This is a genomic window from Nonomuraea basaltis, assembly GCF_005893125.1.
In the GTDB taxonomy this organism is placed as follows: domain Bacteria; phylum Actinomycetota; class Actinomycetes; order Streptosporangiales; family Streptosporangiaceae; genus Nonomuraea; species Nonomuraea basaltis.
The window spans coordinates 1-16,343 of the sequence record NZ_VCJS01000118.1 but is presented as its reverse complement, the minus strand read 5'-3'; the positions used below and the strand labels follow the sequence as shown (position 1 = coordinate 16,343).

Below are 16,343 nucleotides of genomic sequence, written 5' to 3'. Positions count from 1 at the left end.
CGAAGGCGTCCAGCAGACTTCATCGGTACCGCATCCACGTAAAGCTGGGTGCGAATCAGTGCACCGAGCAGAGGGCCAGGGCGCCGACGGCGATGGACGCGGCGATGATGCCGGAGGGAAACGAGGCCCCTGCGCAGGCGGGAAATCTCTCGGTCGACCAGCACGGCGATCTCTTTCGGTGCGGCCAGGAAGCAGCGGCCGGCGACGGACTCGACCACCTGGCAGTCGGCGCTCTAGCCCGCTTCCCAGGAGTGCCAACCTTTTGCCGTGCCCACGGCGTCTGGAGGGTACCGACATGAGGAGAGACGTTGGATCACGATGCCAGCTTCCCGGCGTTCGTGGATGCTCACCAACGCCCGTTGATGCGCCTGGCCTACCTGCTCACCGGAGAGGTCCACCTCGCAGAGGACCTCCTGCAGAGTGTGCTGGTCCGCATGATCGGGCGGTGGTCGAAATTACGCCACATCGACAACCTTGACGCTTACGCGCGCAAGACCATGGTGAACCAGTACATCTCGTGGCGGCGGCGCCGCGGCTCCGACGAGGTGCCGAGCGCCGAGCCGCCTGACCGCACCTACTCGCCCGAGGACTCCGCCGTCCTGCGGATCGTCCTGCGCCAGGCGCTCATGCGGCTGACGCCCAAGCAGCGCGCGGTGCTCGTCCTGCGCTACTACGAGGACCGGACCGAACGTGACGTCGCCGACCTGCTGGGATGCTCCGTCGGCACCGTGAAGAGCCAGGCGCACCACGCTCTGGCCCGGCTGCGTGCGCTGGCGCCCGAGCTGGCGCCGCAACTGCCCGTACTGGATGATCCGGCCTGTAGTGAGGGGGCACGCCGATGACCTGGCTCGGAGAACAGCTCGGCCGCATCGCGGACGACATGCCGGAGCGCGACCTGGGCGCCAGGGCGATCGAGATCCATCAGCGCAGGCGACGCAATTTCATGGCGCTCGCCGCCGCCGCGGTGGTCGTCGTCACCGTGCTCGCCGCCACAGTCGGGGTACGGGCACTGCCCGCGGAGCCGCGCGCCGCCGCTCGCCCGTCCAGCCCGCCCGAGCAGTCCACCATCAAGGTCGGGGTGGTGCCGAGTGTGGAGTCGGTGCCCGTGTTCGTGGCCCTGACTAAGGGCTATTTCGAGGAGGAAGGGCTGACGGTGGAACCGGTGATCACCACCGGCGCCCCGGCCGCGGAGGGTCAGGTCGAACGTGGCGAGCTGGACCTGGCGCAGACTGACTACGTCACGGTCTTCAGGGCGAACGAGGTGGGCAGGGAATCCAAGATCGTCTCCAGCCTGTACCAGGCCGCGCCAGGAAGTTACGCGATCGTCGTGAACGCCAAGTCGAAGATCAGGATCGCGACCGACCTCAAGCGCAAGACGGTCGCGATCCCGAACCTCGGGGGGCTCGGGCAGGTGGCGCTGACAGCCGTGCTGAAGCGGGCCGGACTGACGTTGAGGGACGTCGCGCTCCGCGAGATGCCCTATCCCGACATGCTCAACGCGATGGACAGAGGGCTGGCCGATGCCGCCCTGCTGGCCGAGCCGTTCGTCACCGTGGGCCGCCAGACCAAGCACACGCGGATCGTGGAGGACGCGATGACCCGGGAGTTCGCGAACCTGCACACCGCGGGCATGACCGCCACCGGCAAGTGGATCCGGGGAAACCCTCGCACGCTGGCGGCCTTCCAGCGCGCGCTGGCCAAGGCGCAGCGCCTGATCGCGAGCGATCCCCAGCAGGTGCGCGACACGCTGCCCAGCTACCTGAGGATCTCCAGGGCGGTGGCCGCAGGCTTTGCGCTCGGCTCCTATCCCGCCAAGCTGGACCTGACAGAACTCCAGCGGGTCGCCGATCTGGCCCACGCGTACAAGTTTCTCAACCGCCCGGCAGACCTCGGGAGCGCTGTGGTGAAGGGTGGGTGAGCCCGGGCCGCTTCCAGCCTCCGGGGTACGTAGGAAGATCAGACGAGTACGCGAGTGTGGCTTATCGGAGCACGCTGGTCCGTCGCCGCCACCAGATGCCCGGCGTCGGCGACCCGGTCTCCGGCGGCCACGGCGTCTCCTTCGTCCCCCTGGGCAAGAGGGCCGCTGCTCTGCCGGGGCGGACGTCGTCCTGTGTGGCTTCGGTAAAAATGGTTATCATTCTATACAGGAGGCGACATGCAGATCGATCATGTGGTGTTGGCCGCGCGGAGCCGGGAGCAAGCAGAGCAGGTGTTGGGTGAACACGGGCTCGGAGTCGCGCGAGGACGGGTGATACCTGGTTTCGGAGTGTCCAATCTGGTTGTGCCACTGCAGCGGTCGTTTCTCGAGATCCACTATCCGAACGGCGAAGTGCCTGACCCGGCTCTGCCGCCGATCGCGGCACGTGAGCAGAAGACTCTGGAGAAGCACCCAGAGCCGTTGGTCCCGGTCGCATGGCTGGTCAGGTTCGAAGACGTGGCTCTGCTTCGTCGGCTGGCCTCTCGGAACGACATGACGGTCTCCGATGTGCCGGGAGAAGGGCCTGGATATCCGCCGTACACCTTGGCGGGCTTCGGCCCGAACCTGATCCGGCCATGGCTGCCTGCGCTCATCCACTGGCCGATGTCATACGAGGAAGGGCCGGGCGCGCTGACCGCGCCGCATACCCGCCACCCGACCGGCATCGTCGACCTCGACATAGCAGGATCCCGAGAGGACGTCGAGCAGTGGTGCGGAGAGCTGCCCGAGGGCGTGCGCCTCCTCGACGGCGACGCGGGCCCGCTGCGAGTCACTGTCGGGTTCGACGATGACCCGCCGATCACGCTGGGCGCGCGTTGACAGGTACTGAGAGGACAAGGTTTCTGAAGGGCCTCAAAATGGTAATGATGATCATTTGATGCGAGAGGTGAGAGTGGCCGACGAATACGAGCCTCCGGGGAGTTCGTCGATGTGATGCTCGCGCCGCCCTGAGCGGTGCTGGGTGCGCCATTGTCGGAGGCGCTGCGTGGGGTCTCCGGCCCGATCGTGGATGTGGGCGCGGGCGGAGGCCACGGCACGCGGTTGATCGCACAGGCGGTGCCCGAGGCCGAGATCGTGGCCGTCGAGCCGTCGGCAACGCTGCGGTCCGTCCTCCTGGTCCGGGTGAACGAGACCACCGAGCTACGTGACCGAGTGACCGTACTGCCGGAGGGCCTCCTTGAGGCGAGACTGCCGCCCAGGCTGGGCGCCGTCGTCGCGATGCTCGACTGGCAGGTCGCCGGGCCGGCGTACGGACAGGCGATGGCCACGACCTGCTGACCTGCGGCATCGGCCTGCCCGCGGCACCCGTCGCCGGGGACGTGAACGGACTGCGCCCGAGGTCACAACCTGGCGCGGCCAATTCACCGGCGAGCACTTCACCACCTGCCCCGGCTAGCGGCGAGGCCGCTCGGCTCAGCCGGCCCCGCGAGATCGTTGACCGAGCGGCCGGGCTAGGGCTTCGTCCGCCCGTTCACTTTGGCAGAGAGGAGGCGTCGGCCCGCCAGGTCAGGCGGTCGGTGACGATTTCGGTGACCGGGGGAGGTGTTCGGCGAACGGCCGGAGGGCGCCTTCGAGGGCTGACAGGGCCTGGTCGGTGAGCAGCCGTCGGTGGGAGTCCGGGTAACCAGCCTCGGACCAGGCCAGGCAGGCGGCATCCAAGAACCCGAGGTACCCATACAGCGCGTAGTCCACGCCTTCTGCGTCGTCGAGCTCCAGGACTTCGTGGAGCAGTCGAACGTACTCCCGCCGGCTGCCTTGCCGGATGGCGGCGGCCTCGGTGGGCTCGCCGCTGGGCGCCAGGAACGGTCCGCGCCAGCCGGCCGCCCACTCTTTCACGGTGTCCAGGTAGACCCCGATACTGACGGCGAGCCGTTCCCGTGCCGTCGCACCGGATCTGAGGGTGGCGTCGGCGGCGCGTTGCCGGTCGAGCAGCCGGCCGACCGCCGCCTCGACCACCGCCACGTAGAGTCTGCTCTTGCTGCCGAAGTAGCGGTGCACCAGGGCCTGGGACGCACCGGCGGTCGCGGCCACCTGATCGACGGAAACCTGGTCGTATCCGGCCCGCGAGAACGCTTCCCCAGCGGCGCGCAGAATGGCCTGCCTGCGCGCCTCCTCCCCGAGGCGCTGCCTGGGCCGCCGATCACTTCGTCGCATGCGCCGACGTTACCTCAGCTATTGAGTTAGGCTCACTAATGTGACGTCGTGGAAAGAACATGCGATCTGGTGGCACGTGTATCCGCTGGGCTTCGCCGGCGCGGAGCCCGCGGCTCCGCCGTCCGGCGCGCCGGTGCGCCATCGCCTGCGGCGGCTGGAGTCGTGGCTGGACTATGCGATCGAGCTGGGCTGCTCCGGCCTCCTGCTGGGCCCGATCTTCGCCTCCGAGACGCACGGATACGACACCCTCGACCACTTCGCCATCGACCCCCGGCTGGGCGACGACGAGGACTTCGACCGGTTGGTACGCGCCGCGCGCGACCGCGGCCTGCGCATCGTCCTTGACGGGGTGTTCAACCACGTGGGCAGAGGACACCCGAAGTTCGGCGATCCACGCTTCGCGCACTGGTTCATCCCGGCCGCGGACGGCCACCGCACGTTCGAGGGCCACCACGGGCTCGTGACGCTCAACCACGACCACCCGGACGTTCTCGACCACGTCGTCCAGGTCATGGACCACTGGCTGGCCAGGGGCGCGTCGGGATGGCGGCTGGACGCCGCGTACGCGATGCCGGCCGCCTTCTGGCACAAGGCGCTCGACCAGGTGCGCCCGCGCCACCCCGGCGCCTGGTTCGGCGGCGAGATGATCCACGGCGACTACGCCGGCTACGTGACGCAGAGCAAGCTGGACTCGGTCACCCAGTACGAGCTGTGGAAGGCCCTCTGGAGCTCGCTCAACGACCGCAACCTCTTCGAGCTCGCCTGGGCCCTGGACCGGCACAACGCCCTGCTCGACTCGTTCCTGCCGCTCACCTTCGCCGGCAACCACGACGTGACCAGGCTGGCCACCCGGCTCGACGACGAGCGCCATGCCGGCCACGCACTCGCGGTGCTGTTCACCGTGGGCGGGACGCCCAGCGTCTACTACGGCGACGAGCAGGCCCTCCGCGGCCTCAAGGAGGACCGGCCGGGCGGCGACGACGCGATCAGACCCGCCTTCCCCGCCGGCCCGGACGAGCTCGACCCGGCCGGATGGCCGGCGTACCGGCTGCACCAGCGGCTGATCGGGCTACGCCGCCGCCACCCATGGCTGGTGCGGGCGAGCACCACGGTGCGCCATCTGACCAACACGGCCATCGCACTGGAGGCCGCCGGCGACGGCAGGCTCCTCACTCTGCTCAACCTCGGCGGAGAGCCGTACCGGTTCCCGCTGGACGGCGCCGGGCTCACGGTCGCCGAGAGCTCGGGCGAAGACCGCTCCGACCCTTGCCTCGTGCCCGCCCACGGATGGACGATCGTCACCTGACTGAGGGGTGCTTGCCCGCCGGCACCACCGGCCGGATCAGCTCCCACCGCTTGCCCGGCAGATCCCTGGATATGGCTCGCGCTCGCCTATAACTGTCAGTCAGTTGACCGCATCCGCACCCAGCGGAAACCCGTCTCCGGAGGACCGTCAAGCGGCGGAATGGGTCGCCTATGAGCCCAGGGCGCAGACGGCGGCTTGCATGGGCCTGCCTGCTGGCGGTTATGCTGTGAACAAAAAATCGAACTGTTCATATGGAGATATGTATGCCGCCGGCGTTCTCCAAGGGAGAGGCGATGCTGCGGCAGAGCGAGCAGGTGCGGCGTCGGATGATCGACGACGGCCTCGACCGGGGCGCCGACGCCCGCGACGCGCTGCGGCGCTTCCTGCGCGCCACGGTCGCCGAACTCGACACCAACCCGCTCTACCGGCGGTGCTGCGCGCGGTGCTGCTGACACCGCTGCACACCGAACACCTAGGCGCCGAGATCTACCCAGCCGTGATGGACCGCCTGATCGACGCGGTCACAGAAGGGATCACCTCATGATGAACGGCCTGCCGTACCTGTCGGCCGGTGAAGGACCACCCTTGGTGGTCCTGCTCTACACCCCGCAAGCGGCCAACCCGACGGGCCTGGCGCGCTGGTCCACCATGCGGATGGTACGACCGTTCACCAAGCGCTTCACCGTCTACCTCGTCAACCGCCCACCCGGGCTGCCACCGACCACGACGATGGCCGATCTCGCCGCCGTCTACGCGCAAGCCATCACAACCACCTTCGAGGGCCCGGTGAACATCCTGGCCATCTCCACCGGCGGCTCCATCGCCCTGCAGCTCGCCGCCGACCATCCCGACCTGGTCGACCGCTTGGTCGTAGCGGGCACGGCCTGCGCTCTCGGCCCTATCGGTAAGCGAGCCCAGCGCGCCTATATCGAACGCGCACGCCAAGGCAGGCGGCCAAGCCCCGCGCTTGCCGAGATCGTCACCGAATCGGCGCTCGGCCGGAGACTACTCAAAAGCCTGCTGTGGCTGTCGGACACCGGCCATGAAGACCACACCGACGCCGCCACCGTGCTCAACGCCGAGGACCGCTTCGACCTGCGCGGACGACTGCACGACATCAAGGCCGCCACGCTGCTGATCCAGGGCGACAAGGACCTCGTCTACCCCCTGGAACTGGCCCGGCAGACAGTCGAGGGCATCCCCGACGCCCAGCTCGTCGTCTATCCGGGCCGCAGCCACAGCGGCACATTCACCGACAAGCGCTTCGCCCCCGACGCACTGGCCATCCTGACAGACACCTGATCAACGCTGACCGTCGCTCGCCGGATCTCGTTCAGTGGAGTCTGTCCATTGATCTGCATGGCAGCGGCGGCAGATCGTGATCAGCACATGGAAGTGTTCCGCTCCCGATCACGGTCGTGGCAGGCGGTCTCTGCGTCGGCGTGCGCCGTGGTGTCCCTCATCGCGCGGGCCAGGGCGGCGCGCTCGGAATCGTTGAGCCGAGTCAGGATCTGGGCATGGCGTTCATGTAGGTGCTCTTCGATGTGATCGGCGATGGCTTGGCCTTCCGCGGTGAGCGCGACCCGATAGTAGCGCCGGTTGGCCGGGTCCCGCTCCCTGGTCAGCCAGCCCCGCCGTTCCAGGCCGGCCAGACGGCTGGCGCTGCTCTTCTCCAGCTGCAGGCGGGTCGCGATGTGCTGCTGATGGACCGCTCCCACGCGGTTGAGCTCGACGAATGCCCACCCCTCGGAGAGCGATGTGGTCGATGAGCAGCTCGCGTCCTCCTGCCTGGGCAATGTGATCCCAACTGCGGACCGGTCAGCGCGACGAGGTCCACGTCAGCGCGCCGGGCAACGATTGCCGGTCGCCGTGACAGGCCGCGGCCGACGACCGCGAGGCCGAACGAAAAAAGGATCAGCCTCAATGGTTGTCCAGCCACTGGGCGATTGGCGTCAGACCTTGCGCCAGCCTGGTACCCACGCCCCGTCCTCGACCACATAGTCGCCGAAGAGAGCGGGCGCCTCCTGGCGCATGAGCTCACCGATGCGCTGGAACAGCAAGCGGATCTCCTCCTCCGCGCCGACGGCGGTGCGGGCCTCGATCGTGTGCCGCAGCGTGCGCACGTTCGCGGTCCACACCAGCCCGGTCGCCACGCCCTCGGGGGCGAACCTGCGCATGAACGACGTGCGGTGCTTCTTCTCCGAGAACGGCACGCCCTCCTCGTCGAGCCCGAAGTGATCGGCCATCCACAGCTGGAACTGCTCGAGCTGCTCAAGCACGGCTGTGGCCCGCTTCATCAGCTCGTCGTCTTCCTGCGCCCATTCCGGGAACCAGAACGGCAGCTCGTCCAGGCGGACGAACCTCAGCGACTCTTGGGAGATCGCCACACCGGGACGATGCCTGACCAGCTCATGGGTGAGGACACGGCTCACGTTGTGGAGCACGAAGCTGAAGCTCACGTGCTCCAGGACCGAGCCGTGCGCGCTGGCCAGGATGTTACGCAGGTAGTCGTCCTGGTCCTTCCTGATCCGGACCACATTGGGATTGAGCCCCGGTTCGAAGGAGCGATAGCAGAGCCGGCCGGCGAACTCGGCGAGGTTCTGCGCGTCGAGGTCACCGCGGTCCAGCCGCTCCAGCCAGCTCCCCCCGCCGACCTCCGCCAGGTAGCGGGCGAGCTCGCCATAGTCGAGCGCCGGACGGGCGACGATGAAGACCTCGGGTTCGACAGTGCGCATGGGGATCCCCCGTTCGGATCGACCGCGTTGTGACGGCCTCAAGCCAACCAGTTCCTGCGGCTCGGCGCGAGTCGGCACCCGCCCTGGAGGCCCCTTGCGGGCACCGTGAGTTCAAGGTAGGGCACGTCGCTGAGGCAGCAGGCGGCATGGCCTGTGTGCGTTCATCTCATTGAGGTTCAAGTCGGCTTCAGGTGGTAACCCGGGCCAACACTATCCCGCCGACAATCAGAGCGAGCGCCGCCATCCTGCCCACCGACACGGGGTCGTCGTTGACGACGATGCCCAAGGTGATCGCGCCCACGGCGCCGATGCCGGTGAAGACGGCGTACGCGGTGCCGACCGGCAGCGTGTTCATGGACTGGGACAGCAGCCAGACGGCGGCGGCCATCAGAACCAGGCAGATCAGCGTGGGCAGCGGCCGGGTGAAGTTGTGCGTCGGCTTGATGCTCTGTGACCAGGCCACCTCGATCAGACCTGCAAGCAGCAGGATCAGCCAGTTCATCGGGCCGCCTCCTTGAGCGCCGCAGCCAGTGACTCCTCGTGCCGCTCGCGCAGGTGCGCCAGCGCCGGATCGAGGCGGGCGTTGACCAGCTCCGCGTGGATGAACGTCACGTCCTCGACCCGGAAGTGGCCCTTGAAGAAGTCGCGCAGGTAACGCTCCTGGTGGTCGTACGGCTCCCGGGGCGTGCCGGGGCCGTACGCGCCGCCGCGCGCGCTCGTCACCACGAACGAGCGGCCTTCGAGCGACATCTTGGGAAAGGTAATCTGGTCGAGCCAGGCTTTCAGCGCCGAGGGGATCGAGTAGTTGTACATCGGTGTACCGATGAGGATCACCTCGGCCGCGGCCACCTCGTCGAGCAGCGGCTCCACGACGGCCCACGCCTGGCGCTGGGCAGGGGTGCGGACCGCCTCCCGATAGCGCGAGATGTCGGTGATCTCGTGCTCCAGGATGTAGTCGCACAGCTCGGTCCATGCCTCGCCGATGTGCGGCACGGGTTGCGTGGCCAGGTCGCGGTAGACGTAGCCGGCCTGTGGGTAGGCGACCCGCCAGGTCTCGGCGTACACGCCCGAAAGCCTCCGCGAGAACGACGCCCGGCGGGCGCTGGCGTCCAGGTGCAGCAGCATGATCTCTCCTCATCACAGACATGTGGACACGCTGTCCGGATAACTATAACCGGACGGCATGTCCACATAAAATCGCACGCATGGAGAGAGCCGACGCCGCGCGCAACCGAGCACAGGCCCTCGAGGCGGCCGCACAGCTGTTCGCGGAGCGCCTTACCGGCACAAACCGGACATTCTTATACGTGTTGCGGTAGCATCTCTATCGAGGTTCCGTTTCATACCTGCAGGTCGCAGCGCATCCAGCCGGCGATTCTCTGTGCGCAGGAGGCGAGTACGGTGCCCGTCCGGCACGACGGCAAGCAGCCCCGGCGGGACCATTACACGGTGCTCGGGGTGGAAAAAACGGCGTCTGCGGCGCAGATCACGTCGGCCTATCGCCGATTGATGCGCCTGCTGCATCCGGATGCCCGCCTCGCCGGGCCGGCGGCACGGGAACGGTTCGCCGAGGTGATCCACGCCTATGCCGTACTGCGCGACCCTGCCCGGCGCGCGGCCTACGACGCCGAGAGAGGACGCGACGCTCCGCTCGGAGGGCGCCCTGTTTCCGTCAGGGTCACGCATACGCCGGATCCCGACCTCGACGCGTCCGCCCGAACCGTCCGCCGGCGTCTTCCGGCTCACGTGGCCGCCGTGGCCGCCGTGATCGTGGACCTTTCTTCTGCCGTCGCGCCGTTGGAACATGCGCTGCTGCGGGTGGGCCCGGCCCGGCTCCACCCGGCTCGCAGGGATGCGCGCGACATGCCTCTCCTCGGCCGGCCGAACCGCACGCCTGTGGTGGCTGTGAAACCCGAAGGCGGTGCTCGTGCCATGACGAGGAGGGCGTGAGGAAGGAGGCTGTCGATGACTCGACCCGTCGGTATCGACCTGGGGACGACCAACTCGGTCGTCTGCGTGCTGGAAGCCGGCGAGCCGACCGTCGTCACCAACACCGAGGGATCGCGGACGACTCCTTCGGTGGTCGCGTTCGCCAAGAGCGGTGAGGTGCTGGTCGGTGAGATCGCCAAGCGTCAGGCAGTGACCAACGTCGAGCGCACCGCACGCTCGGTGAAACGTCACATGGGCGACGCGACGTGGCGCTTCCCCGAAACGGGGAGCATAGACGGCAAGCAGTACACGGCACAGGAGATCTCCGCCCGCGTGCTGCAGAAGCTCAAACGCGACGCCGAGGCCTACCTCGGAGAGCGTGTCACGGAGGCCGTCATCACCGTGCCGGCGTACTTCGACGACGCGCAGCGCACCGCCACCAAAGAGGCGGGGGAGATCGCCGGTCTGAAGGTGCTGCGGATCATCAACGAGCCCACCGCGGCCGCGCTGGCGTACGGTCTGGACAAGGAGAACGACCAGACCATCCTGGTCTTCGACCTGGGCGGTGGCACGTTCGACGTGTCGCTGCTGTCCATCGGCGAGGGCGTGGTCGAGGTCAAGGCCACCGCCGGCGACACCCACCTCGGCGGCGACGACTGGGACCAGCGGATCGTCGATCACCTCGTCACGCAGTTCAAGAACGCCCACGGGGTGGACCTGTCCAAGGACAAGATGGCCACGCAGCGGATGCGGGAGGCAGCCGAGCGGGCCAAGATCGAGCTGTCGTCGACCAGTGAGACCTCGATCAGCCTGCCCTACATCACCGCCTCCGACCAAGGCCCGCTGCACATGGACGAGAAGCTGACCCGCGTGCAGTTCCAGCGGCTCACCCAGGACCTGCTGGAGCGCTGCAAGGGCCCCTTCCACCAGGCGATCAACGACGCCAGGCTGCAGACCTCCGACATCGACCACGTCATCCTCGTCGGCGGCGCGACGCGCATGCCGGCCGTTGTCGACCTGGTACGGGAGCTGACCGGCGGCAAGGAGCCGCATAAGGGGGTCAATCCTGACGAAGTCGTGGCGATCGGCGCCGCGCTCCAGGCCGGGGTGCTCAAGGGAGAAGTCAAGGACGTCCTGCTGCTGGACGTCACCCCGCTGTCCCTGGGCATCGAGACCAAGGGCGGCATCATGACCCGCCTCATCGAGCGCAACACCACGATCCCGACCAAACGCTCGGAGGTGTTCACCACGGCCGACGACAACCAGCCGTCCGTGGCCATCCACGTCTACCAGGGCGAGCGCGAGATCGCCGCCTACAACAAGAGACTCGGGATGTTCGAGCTGACCGGCCTGCCTCCCGCCCCGCGAGGGGTGCCGCAGATCGAGGTCGCCTTCGACATCGACGCCAACGGCATCATGAACGTCTCGGCCAAGGACCTCGGCACGGGCCGCGAGCAGTCGATCGTCATCACCGGCGGCTCGGCGCTGCCCAAGGACGACATCGACCGGATGGTACGCGAAGCCGGACAGCACGCCGAGGAGGACCGCCGCAGGCGCGAGACGGCCGAGACCCGCAACAACGCCGAGACGCTCGTCTACTCCACCGAACGGCTGCTGCGCGACAACCCGGACAAGGTGCCCTCAGACGTCAAGTCCGAGGTGGAGGCCGCGCTCGCCGACCTGAAGGACAAGCTGAAGGGCGAGGACGTCGACGCCATCAAGCAGGCCGCGGAGAAGGCGTCGGCCACCGCCCAGAAGATCGGTCAGGCGATCTACGCGCAGACGCAGGGCACCGCTCCGAGCGGGAGCACGGGCACGGGCGCCGACGCAGGTACGGGTGATCAGCAGAGGGCCGGCGAAGAGGAGGTCGTGGACGCGGAGATCGTCGATGAGGACAAACACCAGGAGGGCGACCGATGAGCCGCCGGCCCGATCCCGCACGGCAAGGGCGGCCGCCCGCCGGCCTTCCGCCGCCCGCCCAGACCGCAGGCGACAGGACCGAGCACGCCGGCACGCCGTCGCCGACTCGCGACGCGCTGACGTCACCGCCGCGAGCCGCGACAGGCCGGGCCGCCGGACGGCCACGGTCACGGACGGCGCTGCTGCAGGCCGACCTCGCCGAACGCACCGCCGACTTGCAGCGGCTCAAGGCGGAGTACGACAACTACCGCAAGCGAGTCCAGCGCGACCAGTCGGCCATGCACGACATCGGGGTGGCACATACGCTTCGCAGCCTGCTACCCGTTCTCGACGCCATCACCCGTGCCCGCGAGCTCGGCGACGTCTACGGCGGCTTCCAACTGGTCGCCGAGACCCTGGAGGCGGAACTCGCGGCCCTCGGCCTGGAAGCCTTCGGCGTGCCGGGCGAGGTCTTTGACCCCACGCGCCACGAGGCGGTGAGCTACGTGCCCTCGGCTCAGACCGGCCGCGCGACCTGCAGCGAAATCCTGCTCCGCGGCTATCGGGCCGGCGACCACCTGCTGCGCCCGGCCCGGGTCACGGTCACCGGGCCGCCCCCGCAGGGCAGGGGCAGACCAAGCTGACGCATGGCCCGGGGCCGCACCAACGCTGAGATCGCCGCCGCGCTGAACGTGACGGAGGCCACCGTGAAGACGCACGTCGGACGCATTCTGGCCAAGTTCGGGCTGCGCGACCGCGTGCAGATCGTGATCTACGCGTACGAGAGCGGCCTTGCGCATAGGGGATCACGGACGTGACAGAGTGGTCTCGTCTTGCACCTCGTACGGGACCATGCCGACGCTTTCGACCACCCGGCCCCAGGTCGGGAGCCGCAGCCCCGCCTCCCGGATCTTATTGGGAGGGGGTTGTTGTTGGTCCTTGAGGGATTGCTAAGGATCACGCGCCAGGCGAGGAGCGACGGGCCAGCTTGATCGCTGAGATCAGCAGCGCGGCCCCAGCCTGCAGATCCGGCCCAGGCGAACGACTACGACGGCTTCGCCGAGGCGTACACGGCGGAGACCGAGAACAGCCTCCAGAACGCGTACTGGGCGCGGCCCGCGATCCTGGCCCTCGCCGGAGACGTGGCCGGCCGCCGGATCCTGGACGCCGGCTGTGGCTCAGGCCCTCTGTTCGCTGCACTGCGTGACCGCGGTGCCGTCGTCACCGGCATCGACGCCGGCGCCGAGATGCTGGCAATGGCGAGGCGGCGGCTCGGTGACGACGCGGACCTGCACGTGGTCGACCTGTGTGACCCGCTGCCGTTCGCCGACGGTGCGTTCGACGACGTGGTCGCGTCGCTGGTGCTGCACTACCTGGAGGACTGGGGGCCGACGCTGGCCGAGATGCGGCGCGTGCTCAGACCCGGCGGCCGGCTGATCGCGTCGGTGAACCACCCTTTCGTGGAGCACCTGAGCCAGAATCCTCGGCACAACTATTTCGCGACCACCAGCTATACCGACGAATGGACGTTCGACGGTCGGTCCTTCCCGGTGATCTTCTGGCGCAGGTCGTTGCACGCGATGACCGATGCCTTCACCAGCGCCGGCTTCCGCATCGCCGTCATCAGCGAGCCGCAGCTCGACCCGGCCGCCCGTGAGCTGTTCCCCGACGACTTCCATGACCTTTCGACCAAACTCAGCTTCCTGGTCTTCGTCGTCGAGGTACCGCCGTCGGCCGCGAGCTAACCACGCCAAAAGAGCGAGCACCACTGGCCGACGGCGTCGGTCCCGGCCATGAATGCCTAAAGTCCCTGGTCCTGGCTGGGAACCGGGTCCCAGACTGAAAGCAAGACACGAGTAACAGGAGCGGAGGGGCGAGATGAGACGTTCCGTAACGGCGGCACTCGCCACCGCGGCGGTGCTGAGCGCCACCAGCGTCGGCGGGGCCGCTCTCGCCACGGCCGAACGTCAGTCGCAGCCCGCCATCACTGCCGCCGGATGGGAGCAGACCGACTGGCCCATCGGCTGGACGAACAGGATTCCGGTGAACGACGAGGCCGGCTACCTGTCCCAGATGGTGGCCCACCACCAGGAGGCGGTCGAGGCCGCCCGGCAGCTGCAGCGGTCCGGCCGGACCGAGATGCGCGTCCTGGGCGCCTCCATCGTCAAGACGCAGACCGCCGAGATCGCCACCATGAAAACCTGGCTGGCCACGTGGCGTCCTGGCCAGGCGGCCTCGGGCTACAGCCCGATGATGCGCGACCTGTCCAAGCTGTCCGGCGACGCGCTGGATAAGACGTTCCTGCAGGACATGCTTCCGCACCACATGATGGCGGTGATGATGTCGCAGCACCTGCTCATGCACGGGCGCATCCAGCACCAGGAGATCACTGGCTTCGTCGGGACCGTACGCGACACCCAGCACGCCGAGGCCCTCCAGATGCAGCAGTACCTGGCCGACTGGTTCGGCACCGCGGGTTGGCGGATGCCCTGCGGACCGGGAGGATGGCCGGGCGGCTCCACACCGTCACCCTCGCGGGGACCGCGCGCCTCCTTATTGATGGCGGCGTAAAGCAACTGATTTAACAGTTGCCTATTTTTTAACACCTGTCTACCGTTGACGGCATGCCGGATCGACAAGACCGCCGAGTGCTACGCAACCGCGCCGCCCTCATGGCCGCCGCCGTTCGCCTGGTGTCCGAGCGCGGCACCACCGCCCTGCCCGTCACCGACCTCGCCGACGCCGCGGATGTCAGCCGGCAGCTGGTGTACCTGCAGTTCGGGGACCGTGACGCGCTCCTGGTGGCGGCCGCGGCCGACCTGGTCGAACGGGAGCTCATCCCCGAGGCCGGGGACGCCGGCACGCCGCATCACGCGCGCGTGCTGGCGACGGCCCGGCACTTCGCCCGGCACCGGCCCTTCTACCGCGCGATGCTCTCCGGGTCCTGCGCCTTGCCCATGACCCGGGCCCTGAACACGCTGTTCGGCTCGCTCATCAGCATGACGGACCTGCGGGAGCGGTTCGGCGAGCTCGACGAGGCCACGGCACAGGACCTGGCCGCGCTGATCACGGGCGGGACCGGCACGATCGTCAACGACTGGCTGATCGACGCGGACGACCCCCTCGACCCCGAGGAACTGGCGGACCGCCTGCTGCGCCTCACGACGGTGCTCGCCCGCAGCCACCCGGTCCTCTCCCCCACACCCGGAGGTCACCCCCGATGAACCCGAACAGTCACCTCGTCCAGCGCATGCTGCGCCTTCCCCCACCCCTCACCAGGGACCTGATCGTCGAGCACGACCTGCGCGTCCCGATGCGCGACGGGGCCGTCCTGCTGGCCGACCGCTGGGCCCCGAAATCAGGCGGCGACGGTTTGCCCACCGCGCTCCTCCGCATCCCCTACGGCAGGGCGGGCATCACCGCGGGCCCGATGGCCCGGCCGCTGGCCGAACGAGGCTTCCAGGTGCTCATCCAGAGCACGCGCGGCACCTTCGGCTCCGACGGCCCTTTCGACCCGCTGCGCCGCGAGCGCGAGGACGGCCTCGACACCCTGGACTGGGTGATCAAGCAGCCCTGGTTCGGCGAGTCGATGATCCTTTACGGCCTCAGCTACCTCGGCTTCGTCCAGTGGGCGGTCGCCGATGCCGTGCCGCCCCAGGTGAAGGCCATGATTCCGGCAGTGTCCGAATCGGCCCTCACCCGGGAATTCCTCCGCGAGGACGGCTTCTCCCTGGAGACCCCGTTCGGCTGGGGCGTCCAGGTCGCCGGTCAGGAGCGCAGGTTCGCGATGCCGCGCCAGATACTGGGGGCGAAGAAGGTCCAGCGCGCCCTGCGTACACTGCCGTTGAACCAGGCCGACACCGCCGCCATGGGCCACCGCTCCGACTACATCCAGAACATCCTCGCCCACGACGCCGACTCGCCGTTCTGGCAGGACCTCGACCACCGCCATCGGGTCGCCGACATCCATGTGCCGGTGAGCACCGTCGGCGGCTGGTACGACATCTTCCTGCCCGGCCAGCTCCACGACTACCGCGTGCTGCAGGACGCCGGACGCTCTCCCATCCGCCTCACCGTCGGCCCCTGGGCCCACATCTCCATGGGCGTCGGGCAGACGGCCGCCGCCGAGGCCCTCGACTTCGGCCTGGCCCTGGCCCGGGGCGACGAACCGGCCGAGCGCGCCCCGGTACGCCTGTTCGTCATGGGCGAGGAGAAGTGGCGCGACTTCTCGTCCTGGCCGCCCCCGGGGTACGAGCCCCAGCGCTTCCACCTCCAACCGGGCGGCGCCCTCTCCGCCGACGCGCCCACCGGCTCACCCCCCGACGGCTACCGCTACGACCCC

The 16,343-nt window shown here is 68.5% G+C and carries 19 protein-coding genes and 1 pseudogene; 15 read left to right on the top strand and 5 right to left on the bottom strand.

The window, feature by feature from the left end; translation table 11 throughout:
* The first annotated feature begins 308 nt into the window (after positions 1–308).
* From EJK15_RS40605 to EJK15_RS40590, 4 genes are all read left to right on the top strand, one after another.
* Positions 309–842 (top strand): SigE family RNA polymerase sigma factor, encoded by a 534-nt coding sequence (locus EJK15_RS40605; protein ID WP_138715801.1) that lies wholly within the window; start codon positions 309–311, stop codon positions 840–842.
* Complete coding sequence (locus EJK15_RS40600; RefSeq protein WP_138715800.1) at positions 839–1,918, top strand: ABC transporter substrate-binding protein; 1,080 nt, start codon at positions 839–841, stop codon at positions 1,916–1,918. The genes EJK15_RS40605 and EJK15_RS40600 overlap by 4 nt, the downstream gene beginning before the upstream one ends.
* Positions 1,919–2,155: 237 nt before the next feature.
* Entirely contained in the window at positions 2,156–2,797 is a 642-nt protein-coding gene (locus EJK15_RS40595) for a VOC family protein (protein WP_138715799.1), read from the top strand.
* Between the two features lie 150 nt (positions 2,798–2,947).
* Entirely contained in the window at positions 2,948–3,256 is a 309-nt protein-coding gene (locus EJK15_RS40590) for a class I SAM-dependent methyltransferase (RefSeq protein WP_138715798.1), read from the top strand.
* 228 nt (positions 3,257–3,484) lie between these two features.
* Here EJK15_RS40590 and EJK15_RS40585 read toward each other — a convergent pair whose 3' ends face one another.
* Entirely contained in the window at positions 3,485–4,132 is a 648-nt protein-coding gene (locus EJK15_RS40585; RefSeq protein ID WP_138715797.1) for a TetR/AcrR family transcriptional regulator, read from the bottom strand.
* A gap of 40 nt (positions 4,133–4,172) precedes the next feature.
* Here EJK15_RS40585 and EJK15_RS40580 point away from each other — a divergent pair, with 40 nt between their 5' ends.
* The 3 genes from EJK15_RS40580 to EJK15_RS40570 all read left to right on the top strand — a co-directional run bounded on the left by EJK15_RS40580 (position 4,173) and on the right by EJK15_RS40570 (position 6,740).
* Positions 4,173–5,438 (top strand): alpha-amylase family protein, encoded by a 1,266-nt coding sequence (locus EJK15_RS40580; protein WP_138715796.1) that lies wholly within the window; start codon positions 4,173–4,175, stop codon positions 5,436–5,438.
* Between the two features lie 263 nt (positions 5,439–5,701).
* Positions 5,702–5,890: a hypothetical protein gene (locus EJK15_RS71265; RefSeq protein ID WP_171074817.1), complete on the top strand. Its 189-nt coding sequence runs from the start codon at positions 5,702–5,704 to the stop codon at positions 5,888–5,890.
* An 88-nt stretch (positions 5,891–5,978) separates the two neighbouring features.
* Entirely contained in the window at positions 5,979–6,740 is a 762-nt protein-coding gene (locus EJK15_RS40570) for an alpha/beta fold hydrolase (RefSeq protein WP_138715794.1), read from the top strand.
* 80 nt (positions 6,741–6,820) lie between these two features.
* Here EJK15_RS40570 and EJK15_RS40565 read toward each other — a convergent pair whose 3' ends face one another.
* The 4 genes from EJK15_RS40565 to EJK15_RS40550 all read right to left on the bottom strand — a co-directional run bounded on the left by EJK15_RS40565 (position 6,821) and on the right by EJK15_RS40550 (position 9,298).
* Positions 6,821–7,234, bottom strand: a complete 414-nt coding sequence (locus EJK15_RS40565) for a MarR family winged helix-turn-helix transcriptional regulator (RefSeq protein ID WP_338089914.1) — start codon at positions 7,232–7,234, stop codon at positions 6,821–6,823.
* Between the two features lie 156 nt (positions 7,235–7,390).
* Positions 7,391–8,173 carry an FAD-dependent thymidylate synthase gene (gene thyX, locus EJK15_RS40560; protein WP_138715792.1) on the bottom strand — a complete coding sequence of 261 codons (783 nt, stop codon included), beginning with the start codon at positions 8,171–8,173 and terminating at the stop codon, positions 7,391–7,393.
* 187 nt (positions 8,174–8,360) lie between these two features.
* On the bottom strand, positions 8,361–8,675 hold the full coding sequence (locus tag EJK15_RS40555) for a DMT family transporter (protein ID WP_138715791.1): 315 nt from the start codon (positions 8,673–8,675) through the stop codon (positions 8,361–8,363).
* Positions 8,672–9,298, bottom strand: coding sequence for an FMN-dependent NADH-azoreductase (locus EJK15_RS40550; RefSeq protein WP_138715790.1), 627 nt, complete (start codon positions 9,296–9,298; stop codon positions 8,672–8,674). Before EJK15_RS40550 ends, EJK15_RS40555 begins: the two co-directional genes overlap by 4 nt.
* 276 nt (positions 9,299–9,574) lie before the next feature.
* Between EJK15_RS40550 and EJK15_RS40540 the strand changes: the two genes are divergently transcribed.
* The 8 genes and pseudogenes from EJK15_RS40540 to EJK15_RS40505 form a co-directional block, all read left to right on the top strand.
* A complete protein-coding gene (locus tag EJK15_RS40540; protein WP_138715789.1) occupies positions 9,575–10,123 on the top strand; it encodes a J domain-containing protein in 549 nt (182 codons plus the stop codon).
* A gap of 15 nt (positions 10,124–10,138) precedes the next feature.
* The gene (gene dnaK, locus EJK15_RS40535) at positions 10,139–12,022 is read left to right on the top strand and encodes a molecular chaperone DnaK (protein WP_138715788.1); all 1,884 of its coding nucleotides are present in this window, start codon (positions 10,139–10,141) and stop codon (positions 12,020–12,022) included.
* A complete protein-coding gene (gene grpE, locus EJK15_RS40530; protein ID WP_138715787.1) occupies positions 12,019–12,645 on the top strand; it encodes a nucleotide exchange factor GrpE in 627 nt (208 codons plus the stop codon). Before dnaK ends, grpE begins: the two co-directional genes overlap by 4 nt.
* A gap of 3 nt (positions 12,646–12,648) precedes the next feature.
* Positions 12,649–12,819 (top strand): annotated as a pseudogene (locus EJK15_RS40525) (response regulator transcription factor); the annotation flags it as partial.
* A gap of 177 nt (positions 12,820–12,996) precedes the next feature.
* Positions 12,997–13,746 carry a class I SAM-dependent methyltransferase gene (locus EJK15_RS40520; protein WP_138715785.1) on the top strand — a complete coding sequence of 250 codons (750 nt, stop codon included), beginning with the start codon at positions 12,997–12,999 and terminating at the stop codon, positions 13,744–13,746.
* 133 nt (positions 13,747–13,879) lie between these two features.
* The gene (locus EJK15_RS40515; RefSeq protein WP_138715784.1) at positions 13,880–14,572 is read left to right on the top strand and encodes a DUF305 domain-containing protein; all 693 of its coding nucleotides are present in this window, start codon (positions 13,880–13,882) and stop codon (positions 14,570–14,572) included.
* Positions 14,573–14,625: 53 nt separating this feature from the next.
* Entirely contained in the window at positions 14,626–15,225 is a 600-nt protein-coding gene (locus EJK15_RS40510) for a TetR/AcrR family transcriptional regulator (protein ID WP_138715783.1), read from the top strand.
* The coding region (locus tag EJK15_RS40505) for a CocE/NonD family hydrolase (protein WP_138715782.1) at positions 15,222–16,343 on the top strand (1,122 nt) is incomplete at its 3' end. The genes EJK15_RS40510 and EJK15_RS40505, both read left to right, overlap by 4 nt.

Excerpts from the sequence above, each read along its gene's own strand:
- EJK15_RS40595 (WP_138715799.1), top strand. The coding sequence starts at position 2,156 with ATGCAGATCGATCATGTGGTGTTGGCCGCGCGGAGCCGGGAGCAAGCA.
- EJK15_RS40550 (WP_138715790.1), bottom strand. The coding sequence starts at position 9,298 with ATGCTGCTGCACCTGGACGCCAGCGCCCGCCGGGCGTCGTTCTCGCGG.
- EJK15_RS71265 (WP_171074817.1), top strand. The coding sequence starts at position 5,702 with ATGCCGCCGGCGTTCTCCAAGGGAGAGGCGATGCTGCGGCAGAGCGAG.
- EJK15_RS40585 (WP_138715797.1), bottom strand. The coding sequence starts at position 4,132 with ATGCGACGAAGTGATCGGCGGCCCAGGCAGCGCCTCGGGGAGGAGGCG.
- EJK15_RS40600 (WP_138715800.1), top strand. The coding sequence starts at position 839 with ATGACCTGGCTCGGAGAACAGCTCGGCCGCATCGCGGACGACATGCCG.
- EJK15_RS40570 (WP_138715794.1), top strand. The coding sequence starts at position 5,979 with ATGATGAACGGCCTGCCGTACCTGTCGGCCGGTGAAGGACCACCCTTG.
- EJK15_RS40555 (WP_138715791.1), bottom strand. The coding sequence starts at position 8,675 with ATGAACTGGCTGATCCTGCTGCTTGCAGGTCTGATCGAGGTGGCCTGG.
- grpE (WP_138715787.1), top strand. The coding sequence starts at position 12,019 with ATGAGCCGCCGGCCCGATCCCGCACGGCAAGGGCGGCCGCCCGCCGGC.
- thyX (WP_138715792.1), bottom strand. The coding sequence starts at position 8,173 with ATGCGCACTGTCGAACCCGAGGTCTTCATCGTCGCCCGTCCGGCGCTC.
- dnaK (WP_138715788.1), top strand. The coding sequence starts at position 10,139 with ATGACTCGACCCGTCGGTATCGACCTGGGGACGACCAACTCGGTCGTC.
- EJK15_RS40515 (WP_138715784.1), top strand. The coding sequence starts at position 13,880 with ATGAGACGTTCCGTAACGGCGGCACTCGCCACCGCGGCGGTGCTGAGC.
- EJK15_RS40510 (WP_138715783.1), top strand. The coding sequence starts at position 14,626 with ATGCCGGATCGACAAGACCGCCGAGTGCTACGCAACCGCGCCGCCCTC.